Origin of the sequence: Rubritalea profundi, from assembly GCF_002954445.1 — a bacterium.
GTDB lineage: Bacteria > Verrucomicrobiota > Verrucomicrobiia > Verrucomicrobiales > Akkermansiaceae > Rubritalea > Rubritalea profundi.
This window is the reverse complement of record NZ_MQWA01000001.1, coordinates 2,738,151-2,754,333: the sequence shown is the minus strand read 5'-3', so window position 1 is coordinate 2,754,333 and position 16,183 is coordinate 2,738,151. Positions and strand designations below refer to the sequence as shown.

At 51.1% G+C, this 16,183-nt stretch carries 16 protein-coding genes; 10 read left to right on the top strand and 6 right to left on the bottom strand.

The features are described from left to right. Positions 1-261 precede the first annotated feature (261 nt). Positions 262-864 carry a DOMON domain-containing protein gene (locus BSZ32_RS12075; protein WP_105043647.1) on the top strand — a complete coding sequence of 201 codons (603 nt, stop codon included), beginning with the start codon at positions 262-264 and terminating at the stop codon, positions 862-864. A gap of 334 nt (positions 865-1,198) precedes the next feature. On the opposite strand, the gene BSZ32_RS18905 is transcribed toward BSZ32_RS12075, so the two are convergent. Next, positions 1,199-1,816 carry a S1 family peptidase gene (locus BSZ32_RS18905; RefSeq protein WP_165788814.1) on the bottom strand — a complete coding sequence of 206 codons (618 nt, stop codon included), beginning with the start codon at positions 1,814-1,816 and terminating at the stop codon, positions 1,199-1,201. A gap of 4 nt (positions 1,817-1,820) precedes the next feature. Next, positions 1,821-3,071 carry a hypothetical protein gene (locus BSZ32_RS12065; RefSeq protein WP_206018831.1) on the bottom strand — a complete coding sequence of 417 codons (1,251 nt, stop codon included), beginning with the start codon at positions 3,069-3,071 and terminating at the stop codon, positions 1,821-1,823. 204 nt (positions 3,072-3,275) lie between these two features. Between BSZ32_RS12065 and BSZ32_RS12060 the strand changes: the two genes are divergently transcribed. From BSZ32_RS12060 to BSZ32_RS12050, 3 genes are all read left to right on the top strand, one after another. After that, positions 3,276-3,872: a rhomboid family intramembrane serine protease gene (locus BSZ32_RS12060; protein ID WP_206018830.1), complete on the top strand. Its 597-nt coding sequence runs from the start codon at positions 3,276-3,278 to the stop codon at positions 3,870-3,872. A gap of 109 nt (positions 3,873-3,981) precedes the next feature. Continuing rightward, the gene (locus BSZ32_RS12055; RefSeq protein WP_105043645.1) at positions 3,982-4,782 is read left to right on the top strand and encodes an inositol monophosphatase family protein; all 801 of its coding nucleotides are present in this window, start codon (positions 3,982-3,984) and stop codon (positions 4,780-4,782) included. 39 nt (positions 4,783-4,821) lie between these two features. Continuing rightward, complete coding sequence (locus BSZ32_RS12050; protein ID WP_240610627.1) at positions 4,822-5,277, top strand: 6-pyruvoyl trahydropterin synthase family protein; 456 nt, start codon at positions 4,822-4,824, stop codon at positions 5,275-5,277. A 98-nt stretch (positions 5,278-5,375) separates the two neighbouring features. Here the strand turns inward: BSZ32_RS12050 and BSZ32_RS12045 are convergent, their stop codons facing one another. Next, positions 5,376-6,554, bottom strand: a complete 1,179-nt coding sequence (locus tag BSZ32_RS12045; RefSeq protein ID WP_105043644.1) for an AraC family transcriptional regulator — start codon at positions 6,552-6,554, stop codon at positions 5,376-5,378. Between the two features lie 266 nt (positions 6,555-6,820). Here BSZ32_RS12045 and BSZ32_RS12040 point away from each other — a divergent pair, with 266 nt between their 5' ends. Beyond that, a complete protein-coding gene (locus tag BSZ32_RS12040; protein ID WP_105043643.1) occupies positions 6,821-7,744 on the top strand; it encodes a homoserine O-succinyltransferase in 924 nt (307 codons plus the stop codon). 60 nt (positions 7,745-7,804) lie between these two features. Here the strand turns inward: BSZ32_RS12040 and BSZ32_RS12035 are convergent, their stop codons facing one another. Further along, on the bottom strand, positions 7,805-8,215 hold the full coding sequence (locus tag BSZ32_RS12035; RefSeq protein WP_105043642.1) for an AIR carboxylase family protein: 411 nt from the start codon (positions 8,213-8,215) through the stop codon (positions 7,805-7,807). Between the two features lie 96 nt (positions 8,216-8,311). Here BSZ32_RS12035 and BSZ32_RS12030 point away from each other — a divergent pair, with 96 nt between their 5' ends. The 3 genes from BSZ32_RS12030 to BSZ32_RS12020 all read left to right on the top strand — a co-directional run bounded on the left by BSZ32_RS12030 (position 8,312) and on the right by BSZ32_RS12020 (position 11,091). Continuing rightward, a complete protein-coding gene (locus BSZ32_RS12030) occupies positions 8,312-8,737 on the top strand; it encodes an RNA-binding S4 domain-containing protein (protein WP_165788813.1) in 426 nt (141 codons plus the stop codon). A 470-nt stretch (positions 8,738-9,207) separates the two neighbouring features. Then, positions 9,208-9,927, top strand: a complete 720-nt coding sequence (locus BSZ32_RS12025) for a phosphatase PAP2 family protein (protein ID WP_105043640.1) — start codon at positions 9,208-9,210, stop codon at positions 9,925-9,927. 717 nt (positions 9,928-10,644) lie between these two features. After that, complete coding sequence (locus tag BSZ32_RS12020) at positions 10,645-11,091, top strand: hypothetical protein (protein ID WP_105043639.1); 447 nt, start codon at positions 10,645-10,647, stop codon at positions 11,089-11,091. A 78-nt stretch (positions 11,092-11,169) separates the two neighbouring features. Here the strand turns inward: BSZ32_RS12020 and BSZ32_RS12015 are convergent, their stop codons facing one another. Then, entirely contained in the window at positions 11,170-12,642 is a 1,473-nt protein-coding gene (locus BSZ32_RS12015; protein ID WP_105043638.1) for a catalase, read from the bottom strand. Between the two features lie 123 nt (positions 12,643-12,765). On the opposite strand from BSZ32_RS12015, the gene BSZ32_RS12010 reads away from it, so the two are divergent. Next, positions 12,766-13,638 carry a LysR family transcriptional regulator gene (locus BSZ32_RS12010; RefSeq protein ID WP_165788812.1) on the top strand — a complete coding sequence of 291 codons (873 nt, stop codon included), beginning with the start codon at positions 12,766-12,768 and terminating at the stop codon, positions 13,636-13,638. Between the two features lie 245 nt (positions 13,639-13,883). Continuing rightward, positions 13,884-14,663 (top strand): ribonuclease PH, encoded by a 780-nt coding sequence (gene rph, locus BSZ32_RS12005; RefSeq protein ID WP_105043636.1) that lies wholly within the window; start codon positions 13,884-13,886, stop codon positions 14,661-14,663. Positions 14,664-14,742: 79 nt separating this feature from the next. On the opposite strand, the gene BSZ32_RS12000 is transcribed toward rph, so the two are convergent. Next, on the bottom strand, positions 14,743-16,122 hold the full coding sequence (locus BSZ32_RS12000; protein ID WP_105043635.1) for a mechanosensitive ion channel family protein: 1,380 nt from the start codon (positions 16,120-16,122) through the stop codon (positions 14,743-14,745). Between the last annotated feature and the right edge of the window lie 61 nt (positions 16,123-16,183).

Here is a 16,183-nt window from a genome sequence, read left to right as displayed (position 1 = left end):
AATCCAGTTGCCTACTGTATTTACATCCACCTCGAGTTGCTGAGCAATTTTTCGATTAGAGACACCAGATTGTTTTAGGCGAACCGCCTGACGTCTCACTTCAAATTGCGCTTCAGCTGTGAGTTTCCTAGCATCTCTTCTATCCATACTTTGGAAGCGAAACCACCTCAGAAATCTATCTAAATATAGCGCGAGTTAATAATTGTGAGAATGGTATAATATTCCTTGGCAGAGGGATCACAAACACGCTTTGCTTGAGCCATGAATATTGAGATCTCAGACAAGCCGCTCTCATGGGGAGCGCTCGACCTCTCACTCTTTGGAGTAGATAAGGACTGGTTTGGACAGCCCGTAAATCCGCCAGTGGCTTTCGGCTTTGCTGTGGATCTCAAATACCTGTGGTTTATCGCCTCCCACCAAAAATCACCGAGCCTCCACCCAGATGCCCGCCCCGGCGACTTCCAGGCCGAGCTCTGGAAGTACGATGTCGCCGAGTTCTTCCTCACTGACCCCAAGACCGGACGCTACCTCGAGTTCAATCTCGCTCCCAATGGAGCATGGTGGTCAGCCGAATTCACAGCCCCGCGGATTCGCGCTGAAATAGCAGACAATCCCTTTCCAGAGGTGGCAACATTCGCCGACATGGCTCAGGACGGGTCTTGGCTAGCTGCAGCTGCCATCCCACTGGAACAATTGCGTAACAAACTCAACTTTAGCCCGGAGTCCCACCTCAACGCCACCTTCATCCTCAACTCACCCGAGCAACAATTCCTCAGCGCCACCAAGCTCGGCGGAGGTGAACCCGACTTCCACCTCCCCGACAAGTTCCCAAAAGTGAACTTCTTTCATAATCAGAAAGAGTAGCGGGCTTTTAGTAGCAAGGAGCCAGTAGTGAAAGCCCGTACTGCTGCGGGGAGACAACATCCTACACGCACGCCCCCGAAGGAGCCTAACATGGCAGCCGCAGCGCGATACCTTCGGCATCGTATTTATACGGAGAACTCCTCCCTCCAGTGGCTAGCACTATCAAAGGTCGGAGAGTCGCAAGTCGAGCGACAAAGTCTGGTGACTTTACTCAAAAGCGCGACCACGCGATGAGACTCAACCTTTGACGTTCTGACTTTCGACAGGTCCAGTAAACTGGAGATCTCAGTCTACTGAGCACACGGCTATATCAGCTCAGACCTAGGCTCACACGTTACTTAGCTTCAATCAGCTTCTGAATACCCGCGACTCTCACACAGTTGCGGATCACCATTTGGAATGGTCCGCGTAAATCTGATTTTTTCTTCTTTGGATAATAGATCGATTGGGTGTTCGCCACCATTCCTACCACATTCCCGCATTCGTCTAACACTGGACCACCGCTCGATCCACGAGCAAACTCAGCGGTCACAGCCATCCAGATCGTCTTCGCTGATTTGCCACTGCGGGCGGTATAGTAGCGCGATACCAATCCGGCGGTGTATGTGAAAAATCGACTATCTGGGTGCGCAATGATATGTACCTCACCACCCACTTTTTGTGGCTCTCCTAGTTTGAGCGCGTTGAACCCCTCACCTTCTACTCGAAAAATAGCGATATCGGCCGCCTTGTCCGCAGCCAGCACCTCCTTCACCGGGCAGACTCTTCCGTCACGTAGAAGCACTCCCCAGCCCGGAAGACCTTCTAACAAAATGTGACCACGGGCCAGCAAGCCGGTGATGACTAGATCAATAAGCTCGGACTGACCGAACAAAACCCCATTCATAGATTTCTGTAATGCCCGGATATGAGGCACCGCCAATTCGACTTCCTGTTCACTTGCGTATTCCATCGTTCTATTTAAAAAATTTCTTTAATGCTTTTTGTTCATCTGGGAGCAATTCGCTTTGCCAGACACGTTCGCCACCACGGCTTTCAGATTTGAGCCCACCGCCCGATTGCGCGGAGGTGGCTGATTTGTCGACATCATGCTCAGTCGAGCGAGTCTCTAGCAGATCTCCTGGCAGCGCATCATCCAAAGTTTTAGGGTCGATCCCCTGCATATCTCCCGGGTCTAGCTCGTCACCTAGCACCCCTGGTGGATGACCCGGCCCACGCTCAATCCCGCCATTACCAAATCCTTCCCCCTCGCCCTGGCCTTCGCCCGGCCCTTGACCATTCTGGTCAGCCATTTCTCCAGGCTCGTCCCCGATGTCTCCGCCATTTTTCTTTTGCTGTTGGTCCAGCCGCTCGGCGTGCTCGCGCATTTTCTTGCGCATCGCCTCGAGTTGTTCTTTCGGAATGCCTTCCAGCGCCTTTGGGTCGAGTGCTTTGAGCTTCTCCATCAACTCTTTGTTAGGCTTCATCGCCCCGCTATTCATCGAATCCAGCGCTTGGCCAAACTCGTTCAGAAGCCGCTCTTTATCCTCCTGCGAAAGCTTTGCATCTTGCTTACTGAGCACCTGCAGCGCTCGCTCCGACTTGCGCAAATCTTGTTCCAGCTGCGCGGCATTGTTCTGGTGGGACTCACGCAGAGAATCTATCGCCTCAAGGCTCGCATGGCTAAACCAGTCCTCGCTGTTAGCGTCGCTCAGCTCTTCCATCTTTTCTTCAATTTCTTCGATGTATTCTTCATCGACCACTTCGTTCAGATCCAATTCTTCGATCGACTCAGCCAGATCCGTAAACCCTTTCGGGGCTGCGACGGTGTAGACCTCTTTGCCACGTTCCCCAATCGGGATGAATGCCGAGGATGTCAGCAGGCATAAACCACCCAACAACGGAAGCACCATGCGCGGCCATTGCCATTGCACCTTTACCGAGGCTCCCTCAGGCACTTCAGGCCAAGCCCGCACTCCCACCCTTGCTGAACTCAGCGCATTGTTGAGCCCCAAATCTGACTCTGAACGCACTAAACTTTGCTCGATTGATTCGAAATGCTTTTTAGCAAACATCCAACAAACCACTCCAACAACCATCAAAGAACAAACTGCAATGCAAGTAAGCATCAGCCAATCCACTTGCTCCACAATGTAACGCACGCGTAGAACTAAAAGAGCTAACAGCAGTGCTAGCGCCACCATTGGCAAGCTCCAGCCACCACCCAAGATTTACCTTCCTGGATGCCCGCTTTGCTATCCGCACCCACTGATGCTCTAGTCCGCAAGTTTGCATTTTAACGACACAAGTAACTCAATAGGACACCCCTAGGTCGAGCCACTTCCGTAGAAACTAGCTTTTTTACCCGACTAACAAGCAAGAAGCCGCGAATTTCTCTTTGCACTCGGCCAATTGAATGGAATCTTCGTTGGGTGAAGTCCGCACACCCAAAACGCAATCGTATCAATTACCGCGCCGAGCGACCCACCTTCATGTACTTGCTCGACCTCGTTCTGATCGTCTGGATTATCGAGGCGGTGGACCAGTTCCTGCTAGGTGGTTCATTGGATAGATTCGGCATTCACCCACGTAAACTCCACGGGCTATTAGGAATCCCACTCATGCCATGGTTACACGGAAGCTTCGCCCACCTCATTTCTAACACAGTTCCCTTCCTCACCCTCGGCTACATCATGCTCAAGTCAGAAGGCCGGCGCTTTTTCTACAGCTCATCAATCATCATCTTGTTAGGCGGGCTGGGAACTTGGCTGATTGCAGGGAAAGGCGAAGTCCACATCGGCGCCAGCGGCCTGATCTATGGCTACTTCGGCTACGTCATGACCAGAGCCCTCATTGAAAAACGCCCGATCTGGCTGTTCACCGGCGTCCTCGTCGCCCTATTCTACGGAGGCATGATCTTCGGCGTCCTGCCACAAAACCAACTCCCCGTCTCCTGGGAAGGCCACCTCACAGGAATGCTCGCCGGCATCTGGCTCGGCCGAAAACACAAAGGCCTGCGCGCTCATTAGTTTCTATCCACTCTCTTAAACTAATAGGTGTCGTAAAGATCTTTCCTCTTGATCGGTGCCGAGCCACTACACACTTTACACATCTCCCTCCCAACCACAGTCTGAAGTCATGCAAGATCATCTCGTTTCCATCCTCCCTCAATGCCTAGCGACTGTAGCTCAGGCGAGTGCTTTTCAGCTGAAACATTTCCGCTCGATGCCGGCGGGCGCTGACGACCAAAAGGCGGCGCGGGAGATGGTTTCCTTTGTTGATGTCGAGTCCGAGAAAATCTTATTTGATGAACTTCTGCCCTTGGTTGAGGGAGCTGGATTTTTTGGCGAAGAATCTGGCAAGACTGGCTCGCAAGAGCTTGTCTGGATAGTCGACCCACTGGATGGGACGACGAATTACCTGAGTGGGTTGGATCACTTTTCGATCTCGATCGCGCTCGTCAAAAACGGCCAGCCAATCATGGGAATACTGCACAGACCCTGCACCCAAGAGACATGGACCTGCATTAAGGGCAAAGGCCTTCACTACAAATCCGAGCCGGTGGCGCAGGTTTCCCAATCACTCGAAGCTAAGGACGCGCTGTTTGTCACTGGTTTCCCGTACCGCTCGCAGGATATTGCCTCCAATTTTTTTGCCTGTGCCGATGAAGTGCTTGTCACTGGCCGAGGCATCCGCCGTACCGGCAGCGCCGCCCTTGATGTAGCCAACCTCTCGTGTGGTTGGTACCAAGGATTTTGGGAAAGTGACCTACAGCCCTACGATATTGCAGCGGGACTTCTTTTCATGCAGGAAAATGGGTGTATAGTCACGAACCACCACGGCGGAGCATACAACATGTTCAACGACCGTATCATGGTCGCAGGACTGCCAAAGGTCCACGCCACCCTCCAACAGATCGTAGCCAAACACTACACTTAGGACTTATCACTTCACACTTATCACTTATCACTTTTAAACATGTCTTACCGAATTTGCAAAATGATCGAGGTCGAAAACGGCCACCTTCTCTCCAAGCACCCAGACAAGTGCCGCTTCCCGCACGGTCACACGCGTAAAGTCGAGCTCATCTTCGAAGCCGACAGCCTAGACGACCACGAAATGGTGTTCGATTTCAAGTTGGTCAAACGGATGGTCGACGAATTCCTAGAGACCTACGACCACGCCCTCTGCATGAATACCGAGGACCCGAAGTTTGAGTTCTTCAAGGACGCCTACGGTGAGCGCATCATCGGATTCGAAGGGCTCGACCCTACGACTGAAGTGATGGCTAAAACAATCTTCGACCACACCGCTGGCGAACTGAAGCATCACATCGACAACCCAGATCCAGAGTACCCAGTGCGGGCCGAGGTCCGCCTCAAGACTATCCGAGTCTGGGAAACCACCAGCTCATGGGCCGAGTACGGAGAATAAGACCTCCCATCAAGCACACTTACTCTATCAGTAAGTCTCCCTTCACGCGAAGCCCTAACAAGCTTCGCTTTTTTGTGCCACCCTTTACGGCACTTGGCTTATCGCTTCGACTTAAACAAAGGAGAGCGGTAAACATTGCGGTACTCCTGAGGCGACATGCCTATCTCGCGGCTAAATGCGTGACTTAGGTTTGAACTATTTGAATAACCGCAATCGGCAGCGATGGATTCAATTTTGGTATCTGTCTGCGAGAGACAATTCTTAGCGAAATCTAATCTAATTCTCCGGAGTACCGCTGCAGGTGAATCGTTGAGGTGGCGCTTAAATGCTTTCTCTAACCCCCTCTTTGTCACTCCAGAATATTCGTAGACATCCCCCAGTTCTAAGCCATTTTTAAACTCTCTGCGCATCAGATCCAGAGCCTTTGCCACCGCTGGGTGGGTCACTACTAGAGCCTCGGTGCTGCGACGATTGACTATCGATTTTATAGCCACTGTGACTGGAGGTTCATGGTTATCGATCCCACCATCCATCAGCCTACCTAACTGGGCGGCCGCAGCATATCCAAGTTCTGTGAGGTTAGTATCTATACTCGAAAGTGGCACGACTGCGCACTCGCAAAGGAAGTCGATATTATCGACACCCAGCACAGCAATTTCGTCTGGCACTGAGATGCCCGCCTTGGTACACACATCCACAAGCGTCACTCCCAAACTATCCTGACCAGTAAAGACAGCCAAGGGGCGAGGAAGATCTTTGATATGCCCAAGAATCGACTCCCTGTGTGCTTCCCAATCACCCATCTCTTGGATGCTGGATTGGTGGATGATGTGAATCCCTGCTTCTGACACTCCAGCATCTTCTAAGGTTTCTATAAAAGCCTCTTTCTGTACTTGATTCGCAGTCACGTTCTCCCATGAATAATAAGCGAAATTTCGATAACCTCGCTCAAGAAAGTGCTTTGCCGCGCGCCTTCCAATTTGGTCATTATCTACGGTTACACGCGGGATCGGTGTAGGCAGTGGATTGTGCGTGATATCAATTTTAGGCATGTCGAGCGAGAGGATGAAATCCGCTAGAGCCCCCCCAAAACATGTGATCGCTCCATCACCTTGCCACTTTGTAGGGACAGTCCTTTCGGAGAAAAGGTACGGCGATAGATGCCAATGGTGCTCAGCACAGTATTGGGCAATCCCTCGGTAAATCCGGTGGTCGTACCAATCAAAGACGACCAAAATTGATTTAGGGCTCTCGCCGGATGCTGCCTTAGTATCCATGGGACCAATCTAGCGACGAGGAACCTAACGATCAAGGTGCAATCATAAATTTCGGGCGCTTTCTCAGTGCATACTTGACAATATGCACCTACTGCTCTCCCATCCCATGCTCCTTTGATACAGGTCAATCTAGTAGAAAGGATACCGCAGATCATTTACAGTAAGTCAATTAGGACAACTCCAATCAATCATCTTGGTACTCATAAAAAACCTCACTGGATTTCTCGGCGTGGCAGTGTATCAAGTCCCTAAGAACACGCGCTTCTATGCCAATCAAGATTCCAGACACGCTCCCTGCTAGAGAGGCACTTCGCTCAGAAGATGTCGACCTCATCGATAGCTCCTCAGCCTCACGCCAGGACATCCGTCCGATGAAGGTATTGCTGCTGAATCTCATGCCTAAAAAAGCGCAGACTGAAATCCAGTTTGCACGTCTGTTAGGAGCCTCGCCTCTCCAGGTCGAGCTCACTCTCATGACCACAGCGAGCTATTCCCCACGCAACGTAGCCCAAGAACACCTCATCGAGTTCTACCGTACTCTCGATGATGTCCGCGACGAGCACTTCGACGCGCTCATCGTCACTGGCGCCCCGATCGAGACACTTCCCTTCGAGGACGTCAAATACTGGAAGGAACTCACTGAAATCATCGAGTGGTCGAAGACCCACGCCTTCCGTCGTCTAGGAATTTGTTGGGGAGCTCAAGCGCTGATGAAGGTGATTTATGGAATCGAAAAATTCCAGATGGATGCAAAACTTTTCGGTATTTACGACCACAACCTCCAGCACTGCTCAAGCACCCGGCTGATGCAGGGATTCATCGACCGCTTCCCAATGCCGGTCTCGCGATTCACAGCGAACCAAGCAGGTGATATCGAGTCCGCAGGGCTCGAAGTCCTCGCCAAGTCCGATGAATCAGGCGTGGCGATGGCCCGTTGCTCGCGCAGTGGCGACCTCTTTATCCTCAACCACCTCGAGTACGATGCCGACACCCTCGGCCAAGAATACCTGAGGGACAAAGAGGCTGGGGCTGACACTCTGATGCCGGAGCACTACTACCCTAACAATGACGACTCACAAGAGCCGATCAATCGTTGGCGCCCCTATGCATTTCTCCTTTTCAACAACTTCATCAACGAACTCTACCAAGACACCCCCTTCGATCTCACACAGATCAAGGACCGTACCTAGGTTTCAACAAAAAACCCGTGAAGACCTAAGCCGCCACGGGTTTTTGAAAAGAGGGTCAACTTACTTGCTAGCGAGCTGGATGATGCGGTGAGCCGCCATCGCTGCATTCATAGGAGCCTTGCTGTGGAGGCCCACAGTTGTTGCTGGAACTCCACCAGGAAGTTGGCTGATGGAAAGAAGCGCGTCGATACCATTGAGCGGGCCACCAGGAACTGGGACGCCGATCACTGGAAGGGAAGTCTTCATCACAACCACGCCAGGGAGTGCGGCAGCAAGACCTGCGATCGCGAGAATCACAGCCTTTTCACCAGATTTCTCAAGCTCCGCGAGGAAGTCGATAAGTTCGCTAAGGTTGCGGTGTGCGGATAGCACGGTCTCCTCGAATGCTACACCTTGGTCATTAAGGTAAACACGAGCTGGCTCCATGAACGGCATGTCGTTGGCACTGCCATAAATCATAATAACTTTCATCGAACAAACCAGTAGACGCTCACCTACGGTTTGGCAAGTCAAAGTCCCTAACTTCCGCTATTGCTATTTTCGCCAATTTTAGAGAATTTAAGATTTGTGGACGAAATCACTTCTGTACGTATCGACAAATGGCTCTGGGCTGTGCGCCTTTTCAAAACTCGCACCCAGGCTGCGACGGCCTGCAATAATGGAAAGGTGAAGCGCGCCAATGCCTCGGTCAAAGCCTCCGCCATCGTTCGGATTGGTGACCACCTTGATGTCCCGACCCATGACGGCCTGTACAAGCGTCACATTGAAGTCGTTGGCCTCTGCGACAAACGGGTAAGTGCCCCGCTGGCACAGGCAGCCTACTCCGACCATACCAGCGAAGACACTCTGAAGGAGGCTGCACTAAGACGCTCAGAAAACCGCGAGAACCGCCTACTCCGAAAAGATGGAGACCAGGGTCGCATGACCAAGAAACAAATGCGCGACTGGAAAAAGGGGCTGCAGTCCTACAAACGCGAACGAGGCGAACTCTAAGACAGTCTGTCGTGCTCCACTTCTATGAAACCATTTTACCGCGAAAAATACGAAAAACGCTAAAACTGCCAGCATGATGAATCGGCTTTACCACGAATCTCACCGATCTCACGAATAATATTGAGCTAACAAATCCAGAATCCTAAATCTAACTGCGAAATGACTTACTACAGATTAAACAGATTTTTACAGATTCCTGCAATGCGATTCATTACTGAAAAGGCAGTCTTAAATCAGTCAAATCCGTGGCTAACAACACCGCCCCCGATGAAACCATTTTACCGCGAAAAATACGAAAAACGCAAGATTTGCCAGCCGAATGAAGCGTCTCGACTACGAATCGCACGAAATTTCACGAATAATGTTGAACTGCCAAATCCAGAGATCTTGCCTCCCGATTTCTCCAAAGGCACATTTTGTGCGTTCTGATAATTCTGTAAAAAAAATCTACCGCGAACTCTAAGAATTCTATGAAAATCATCCTTCTCTTTTCCCTGATCCTTTCAGCTGTGGCTGTGGCGGAGCCGCTCAGTTTTTCGGTTACCCAGAGCTGGAATAAGCGTTACCTCAAATTGTCTACAACGACTCCAAAATTTCTCACCGCGGGTTGGAAAGTACAACTTCTCCCCGACACTCCCCCTACCAATACCAGCGTTGAAACGCATGCGGAGCTAGCCACCCTGCTCCAACGGCAAAAGCAAAGGACCAATAAGGATGTGCTAGCCATCAAGCGCGAGATCAAACCCTCTGGCCACCGCTTCCTAGGGGTTTCCCCACTAAGTACTCAGGCTAAAAAACTAAAGCCGCACACCTATCAGTTACTAAGCTCAGTTAACACAGAGCTGGCCAAGGTGGTATTCTACTACAAACACCATTTCAATCGTGTCAGTCCGTCTTATCTAGAATCTCAGCTAACAACAGCGATCCCGAACCCGGCTCACCCAGCCTATCCATCTGGCCACGCCAAGCAGTCCATGACTTTTGCGCTGCTACTTGCCGAAATCCTTCCAGCCAAGCGCGAGCAACTCATCGGAGAGGCTAAAATAATTGCCCGTAACCGCGAAATCGCAGGCGTCCATTACGCCTCAGACTCAGATGCTGGGTTCGTCCTTGCTCAAGGGCTGGTGAAAGAATTTCTCAACGACCCGCAATTTCTCTCACTCCTGCAAGGAGCGAAACTGGAATGGTAATAGAAAACGGGAGCCATTGCAGGCTCCCGTAAACACACGTTCCTTGATTTAGAAATTTATCGGCACCTTGTATAAGATGATCTGTAGCCTCTGTTACTTGTGTACCCCGAGCCTCTCCGCTGGCTCACATAGGAAAACTGTATTGAGCTAGAAGGCTTGTAAGATCTGTAGCTGCTAGAGTGACTTGAATGCCCATGACCATGGTTATACTGGCGGCAGCGGTGCGTTATTGCTTGCTTGTGATATCCGTAGACTGGGTGGCCGTGACAATCGTAGTAGCGCACTACACGCTTAGTATAGATAGGGCAACCACAGCTGGTGCGACCACTGACGTAGGTGTAGCTATGATCGGAGCTGCACGTCCTCGCCTCTGCGCTTTGAGGTAAAACTAAAACGGCAGATACGGCGACGACGAGGGATAATAATAATTTTTTCATAAGTGATTGTTTCGAGTTCACATGATTCGACGGCGGCTTATTCAGATTTATTCACCACAATTGAAAAAAAGTTTTTATTCTCAAAGTTGAGATCCCAATGGTGGGCTTGCTGAAGTGGTAGTTAGCAGCTAGAAAGGCAGGAGAAATCATGCTCGCCCGCGATAATCCATTTTCTACTCACAGAGTGGAACGCATTCTATCCTTTGACCCGCAACTCAGCAGGACCAGCTGGGTGGAAATCGAACGGCGCTAGATAGCTCTGTATAGTCGGGCATCTCTGGTGGCTCCTCACGGCGCGGGGAAGTCCACCTTCATGGATGCTTTCCAAACCCGCCTAGAAACCTCCGGTCACTCAGTCCTCAGGCTCTTTCTTAATCAAGAAAGTAATAAGCTCGATAATATACAATGGCAGATGTTAGAACATAGCCAGCAACAAGTTGTGATGCTCGATGGAGAGGAACAACTTGGCTACCTTTCACGGCGCCGCTTCTATCAGCTCACCCAGAACTGTTCTGGTCTACTCATTTCCCGCCACAAGCCAGCAAAGCTGCCGCAGCTTTTTTCTCTGGAGCCAGACATCCAGCTTTTGACCACATCTATTGATAGATTAGCACCTGAGCACCTCTCTCAGCTGCGGCCAATGCTCAGTGAATGGTGGCGCGAGCACGATGGGAATATCCGTGAAATCCTGCTTCGGTGTTACGACTCCGTGCAAAATCTGAAGTAGGCTCCCCTCTAAAAATAAAGACGGCCAGCAAGCCCCCCAACTCAATGATCATCCTAGGGTCCCTCAGTAAACAAAGTTTCAGCCGCGTAGGGCTTTCATCTCGGCTTCCAGATCCAGCCCTAGACCATCGGCTATTCTCTTGCCATAATCTGAATCTGCGCGAAAAAAATTACAAATAGCTCTCAGCTGAATTCCCTTGTGGGTCACATTTTTCATGTGCCCGACAATATTTCCTACCAACCTAGATTTCTGCTCAGGATCCATCAGCCGGTAGAGGTCACCAGCTTGCACGAAATCATCTTGGATGTAATCTCTGGCGTGGCTTCCCACTTCTCCATGGACTGGATGTGGATAGACCTCGGCATCTGGCCTTTCCTTAATCCCATCCACGCTGTTTGGTTCGTAGTTAGGAGAACCCTCGGCGGCTCCATCATACATCGCACCATCGCGTTGATGGTTAGCAACCTGCCGAGCCATGTACGGGCAATTGACTGGAATCTGTGTGAAATTCGCGCCTAGACGATAACGATGGGCATCTTGGTAAGCAAACAACCGACCTTGCAGCATCTTATCTGGACTCGCTTCTACCCCTGGAATCATGTTGCTCGGAGCGAAGGCTGCCTGCTCAATTTCTGCAAAGTAATTTTTAGGATTGCGGTCTAACACCAGCTTGCCAATGGTACGTACCGGGAAGTCCCCGTGCTGCCAAACTTTGGTCACATCAAAGGGGTCGAAGCGATAGGTCGCGGCTTCTTCCTCGCTCATCACTTGGATTTGCATTTCCCACTCTGCGGTCCCTCCTGTCTCAATTTTCTGGTAAAGGTCCTGGGTCGCATGGTCGGCATTTTCGCCACACATCTTTTGCGCTTCCACCGCTGTGAAATTCTGAATTCCAGCGAGGGTCTTGAAGTGGAATTTCACCCACACACGCCCCCCGGCGGCATTGACCATGGCGAAGGTATGACTACCATAACCATTCATGTGACGAAACGACTTAGGCGTCCCGCGATCTGAAAAGAGAACCGTCACTTGATGCGTTGCTTCAGGTGTCAGGGAGAGAAAGTCCCAAAACATATCTGGATCTTTGCAATGCGTAGCCGGATGCCTCTTTTGTGTATGGATGAAATCTGGAAATTTGAGAGGGTCACGCAGGAAGAACACGGGAGTGTTATTACCCACGAGATCCCAGTTTCCCTCTTCGGTATAAAGCTTCAGAGCAAAGCCACGTGGATCACGCTCAGCATCCGCGCTCCCTTGCTCGCCCCCCACTGTCGAAAATCGCAGTAAGCAGGGGGTCTTTTTTCCAACCTCAGCAAAGGGTGCTGCCTTGGTGAGGTCTGTGATGTCTTCGGTGATTTCCAAATACCCAAATGCGCCAGCGCCTTTCGCATGCACCACACGCTCAGGAATCCTCTCGCGGTTAAAGTGCGCTAACTTCTCTAGTAAATGCACATCCTGCAAAAGCACAGGACCAAAGCGCCCGGCAGTTTGGCTATTCTGGTTGTCCGCCACTGGGGCTCCACTCGCGGTTGTTAGGTCTATATCACTCATCGTTTTGTTCTAGGACTTACTATAGTTATAACCCCTTTTTGTGAGTAGGAAATGGTATTGATAGAATTCTATTTATTAGCACACCTTATCGTGCATACTCCTCTCACTCCCAGACTGATGTCCATGCACCTCACTACTACCCAACTCTCCGCCCTCGATGCGCTCTCTGAGCTCCGTCATTTCACCAAAGCAGCCCAACGACTCGGCATCACCCAGTCAGCTCTCAGCCAGCAAGTCAAAGCGCTAGAACAATCCGTTGGCCTGCCCCTGATCAACCGCGACACCCGTCCACTCACCATGACTGCCATGGGTGAAAAGCTCCTTATCCGGGCACGCCTCATTCTCCAGCAAGCCAGCGCGATCGAGGCCGAATGCCGGGAAACCGAAGACCTGAAGGATGGAAAGCTATCGCTAGGCATTATCCCGACGATTGCTCCCTATTTGACCCGTCTCGTGCTACCGCACTTCATCACCGCCTACCCGGGAATCCAGCTCGACATCCACGAAGATACGACCAGCAGCTTGGCTAAAAAAGTCCACCAAGGTCACATCGATCTCGCCATCACCAGCGACCTCGACACCCTCCCAGCCAGCACCGTTGCTCACCTCGACCAGCATCCTCTATTCCGCGAAAAACTCTATCTCGCCACTCCGCTCGACCCCCATAGCCCCGATCAAGACCTCCCAATGATCGGCCTCAAAGATGGTCATTGTCTGCGCGACCAAGCCATTGCTGTGTGCAACCAAACGATCGACCACAACATCAGCTGCGACCAAATTTCCACCTTGCTCTCTCTCGTCAAAGCTGGTCTCGGGGCAGCCGTGATCCCGAGCATGGCGGTGCCCAATCCACTCGACCCAGCAATAGTGGTCAGCGAACTGCCAGACGCACAAAGACTCGTTCAGGTGGTCACCCGCCCGCAAGTGCATCCCAACCCAGCTGCCAAAGCCTTCATCGACACCCTCAACACCCAGCTACCACAGGTGAAAGGCTGAGGTCGCTACGCTCCAATTAAGAATTAGGAATTTTTCGCGGGTGGCACGGGTCAGGACTTAGGTGAGAGGTGGAGTTCCCAGCCTTTCCATTCGTGTGAATCAGTGTGGATTCGTGGTCAAAACCGTTTCATTGTGCTGGCTGTTTCGAAATTTTCGCGTCTTTCGCGGTTCGACGCATTTTCCTGCCCTCGAATCACCACCACTTCAAACTTGCATCTTGAAGGCTAGCCACTAACACTCGCTCCATGACTCGTCCTGACAGCCGTGATGTTGACGCCCTTCGTCCTATCTCTTTCATGCCCAATGTGGCACCCTACGCCACTGGCTCCGTGCTAGTATCCTTTGGTAATACACGCGTCATTTGCGCCTGTACCGTCGAAGAAGATGTCCCACGCTGGATGAGGTACCAAAAAGTCAAGGGAGGCTGGCTCACAGCGGAGTACAGCATGCTCCCCTACTCCACGCTCGATCGTAAGCAACGCGACATCACTCGCGGCAAGATCGATGGTCGTTCCTCAGAAATCCAGCGCCTCATCGGCCGCTCAATCAGAGCTGTAGTCGACCTCAAAGCGCTCGGCCAACGCACCCTCTGGATCGACTGCGATGTACTCCAGGCCGACGGCGGCACCCGCACTGCATCGATCACCGGTGGTTGTGTTGCAGTAGCCATCGCCATCAACAAACTCATTTCTGAAGGGAAGCTGAAGAAGTCTCCACTCAAACAGTTAGTGGCCGGCATCTCAGCTGGTGTTTACAAAGAGACTCCGATTTTAGATCTCAACTACCCAGAAGACCGCGATGCCAGCGTCGACTTCAACGTCGTCATGACCGAAGACCTTAACTTCGTCGAAATCCAAGGGTCAGGCGAAGAAGCCACCTTCTCATCCGAGCAAATGGCTGCGATGTTAGAACTCGCTAAAAAAGGCACTATCGAGATCGTGGAGCTACAAAAGACCGCCATTGCCGCAGCCGACCAGCCAAACACTGACTCTCTCGCCGACTTGGCCGCCGCCTTTGGTCAGTAATATCTATACATACTTTCTCCCTCTCTGGCTCGTTCGGAGAGGGATTTTTTGTCCTCATTTAAAGGCTCTGCAACTGGAATCACTCAGCTTTATGCACTAGGATTTCCTGCTTAGGAATCGTGATTCCCTCTTTATCAAAGAGAGCTTTGACCTGCTTGGTTAGTTCCCAATACACTGGCCAGTAATCGTCGGTCTTTACCCAGGGACGGAGGAAAATTTCCACCGCCACATCGGAGAGCGAGTTGACGCCCACCATAGGCTCGGGCTTACCCAAAACACTATCATGCTTGCTAGCCAACTCTACCAGCAGCGTACTGGCACGCTCAATGTCGTCGCCGTGGCTGATGTAGAAAAGGAAGTCTACGCGGCGCACTGAACGCCCAGTGTAGTTAGTAATGGTATTCCCCCAGGCCTTCCTGTTAGGTATCACTAACTCTTTATTATCGATGGTCACTAAGGTGGTAGAAACGAAACTCATTTTCTCAACCTTGCCCTTCACTCCATCGATCAGTACGAAATCGTCCATGTCAAATGGCTTGTAAATCATGATCATGATGCCGCTGGCAAAGTTAGCAATCGAGTCCTGCAGGGCAAAACCAATGACCAAACCACCAGCACCTGCAGCGGTCGCCATAGTTCCCACTTGCACCCCAATTGCTGAAAGCGCTACAATTACGCCAATGAAGAATACCACGAAGCCTATCGTCTTTTGCACAAACTGACGCAGCATCCGTGAACCTCGCTTTTGACGCCTTAGTATTCGTCTAACAATAAACCCTGAAAGCTTGGCTAAAACCGCAAAAAATAGAAGGATAGCCACAAATCCAATAGTCTTCTTTAAAAATCGATCACCACCTTCACGGCTCTCAAACCACACCCCAAAGTCTGCAGCAAAGGCGCTGATTTGATCCACCGAATTGTTCGTCACATCCTTGGTGACCACCACGGCATCCACATATTTCCTCTGATCTGTAACGTCTCCGCCCTTTTGCTCCAACGCATCAATCAAGGTCCTCGTATGTTTGACTAGCATGAGCTCTTTACGTCTCTCATCTAGTTGTTTGGTGCGCAGCGCATTCCCTTCCTCAGTCTCTAAAAGCTTAGATTCCATCCGTAACACTTGCAGATTTGTTCTAGAGGATTCCGCTATTAACTGCTTCATCAGAGCCATCCACTCATTCAGCTCCCGCTCAAGTTCCTCACGCCCCAGTGGTCTTAGCATCATCTTAAGCTCACTCGTTGGCAGGTCCACCCCACGCTTATATTCATTAAGTGCGTAATTAACCGAATTAACAACTAGTTCAGTCTCAGCAATCATCGCGACACCAACTTCTTTTTCCTCAAACTTCCCCCCCTCAAGCGCAGCAGGCGATTCTACCTCAACAGCAGAGAGATTCTCGTAAGTTCCGCTAAAAAATAGGGTCAATAAGAGAGCCAATATCGATAAAGGATGTTTCATAGGTCTGATCTTAGGCTATGAGGCTATAGCCACAACACTCAAGGACGAATATTCAAAGTAC

What these genes read in the sequence shown, in the direction of transcription:
- BSZ32_RS12075 (WP_105043647.1), top strand. Translation starts at nt 262, where the DNA reads ATGAATATTGAGATCTCAGACAAGCCGCTCTCATGGGGAGCGCTCGAC.
- BSZ32_RS18905 (WP_165788814.1), bottom strand. Translation starts at nt 1,816, where the DNA reads ATGGAATACGCAAGTGAACAGGAAGTCGAATTGGCGGTGCCTCATATC.
- BSZ32_RS12055 (WP_105043645.1), top strand. Translation starts at nt 3,982, where the DNA reads ATGCAAGATCATCTCGTTTCCATCCTCCCTCAATGCCTAGCGACTGTA.
- BSZ32_RS12050 (WP_240610627.1), top strand. Translation starts at nt 4,822, where the DNA reads ATGTCTTACCGAATTTGCAAAATGATCGAGGTCGAAAACGGCCACCTT.
- BSZ32_RS12045 (WP_105043644.1), bottom strand. Translation starts at nt 6,554, where the DNA reads ATGGATACTAAGGCAGCATCCGGCGAGAGCCCTAAATCAATTTTGGTC.
- BSZ32_RS12040 (WP_105043643.1), top strand. Translation starts at nt 6,821, where the DNA reads ATGCCAATCAAGATTCCAGACACGCTCCCTGCTAGAGAGGCACTTCGC.
- BSZ32_RS12035 (WP_105043642.1), bottom strand. Translation starts at nt 8,215, where the DNA reads ATGAAAGTTATTATGATTTATGGCAGTGCCAACGACATGCCGTTCATG.
- BSZ32_RS12025 (WP_105043640.1), top strand. Translation starts at nt 9,208, where the DNA reads ATGAAAATCATCCTTCTCTTTTCCCTGATCCTTTCAGCTGTGGCTGTG.
- BSZ32_RS12015 (WP_105043638.1), bottom strand. Translation starts at nt 12,642, where the DNA reads ATGAGTGATATAGACCTAACAACCGCGAGTGGAGCCCCAGTGGCGGAC.
- BSZ32_RS12010 (WP_165788812.1), top strand. Translation starts at nt 12,766, where the DNA reads ATGCACCTCACTACTACCCAACTCTCCGCCCTCGATGCGCTCTCTGAG.
- rph (WP_105043636.1), top strand. Translation starts at nt 13,884, where the DNA reads ATGACTCGTCCTGACAGCCGTGATGTTGACGCCCTTCGTCCTATCTCT.
- BSZ32_RS12000 (WP_105043635.1), bottom strand. Translation starts at nt 16,122, where the DNA reads ATGAAACATCCTTTATCGATATTGGCTCTCTTATTGACCCTATTTTTT.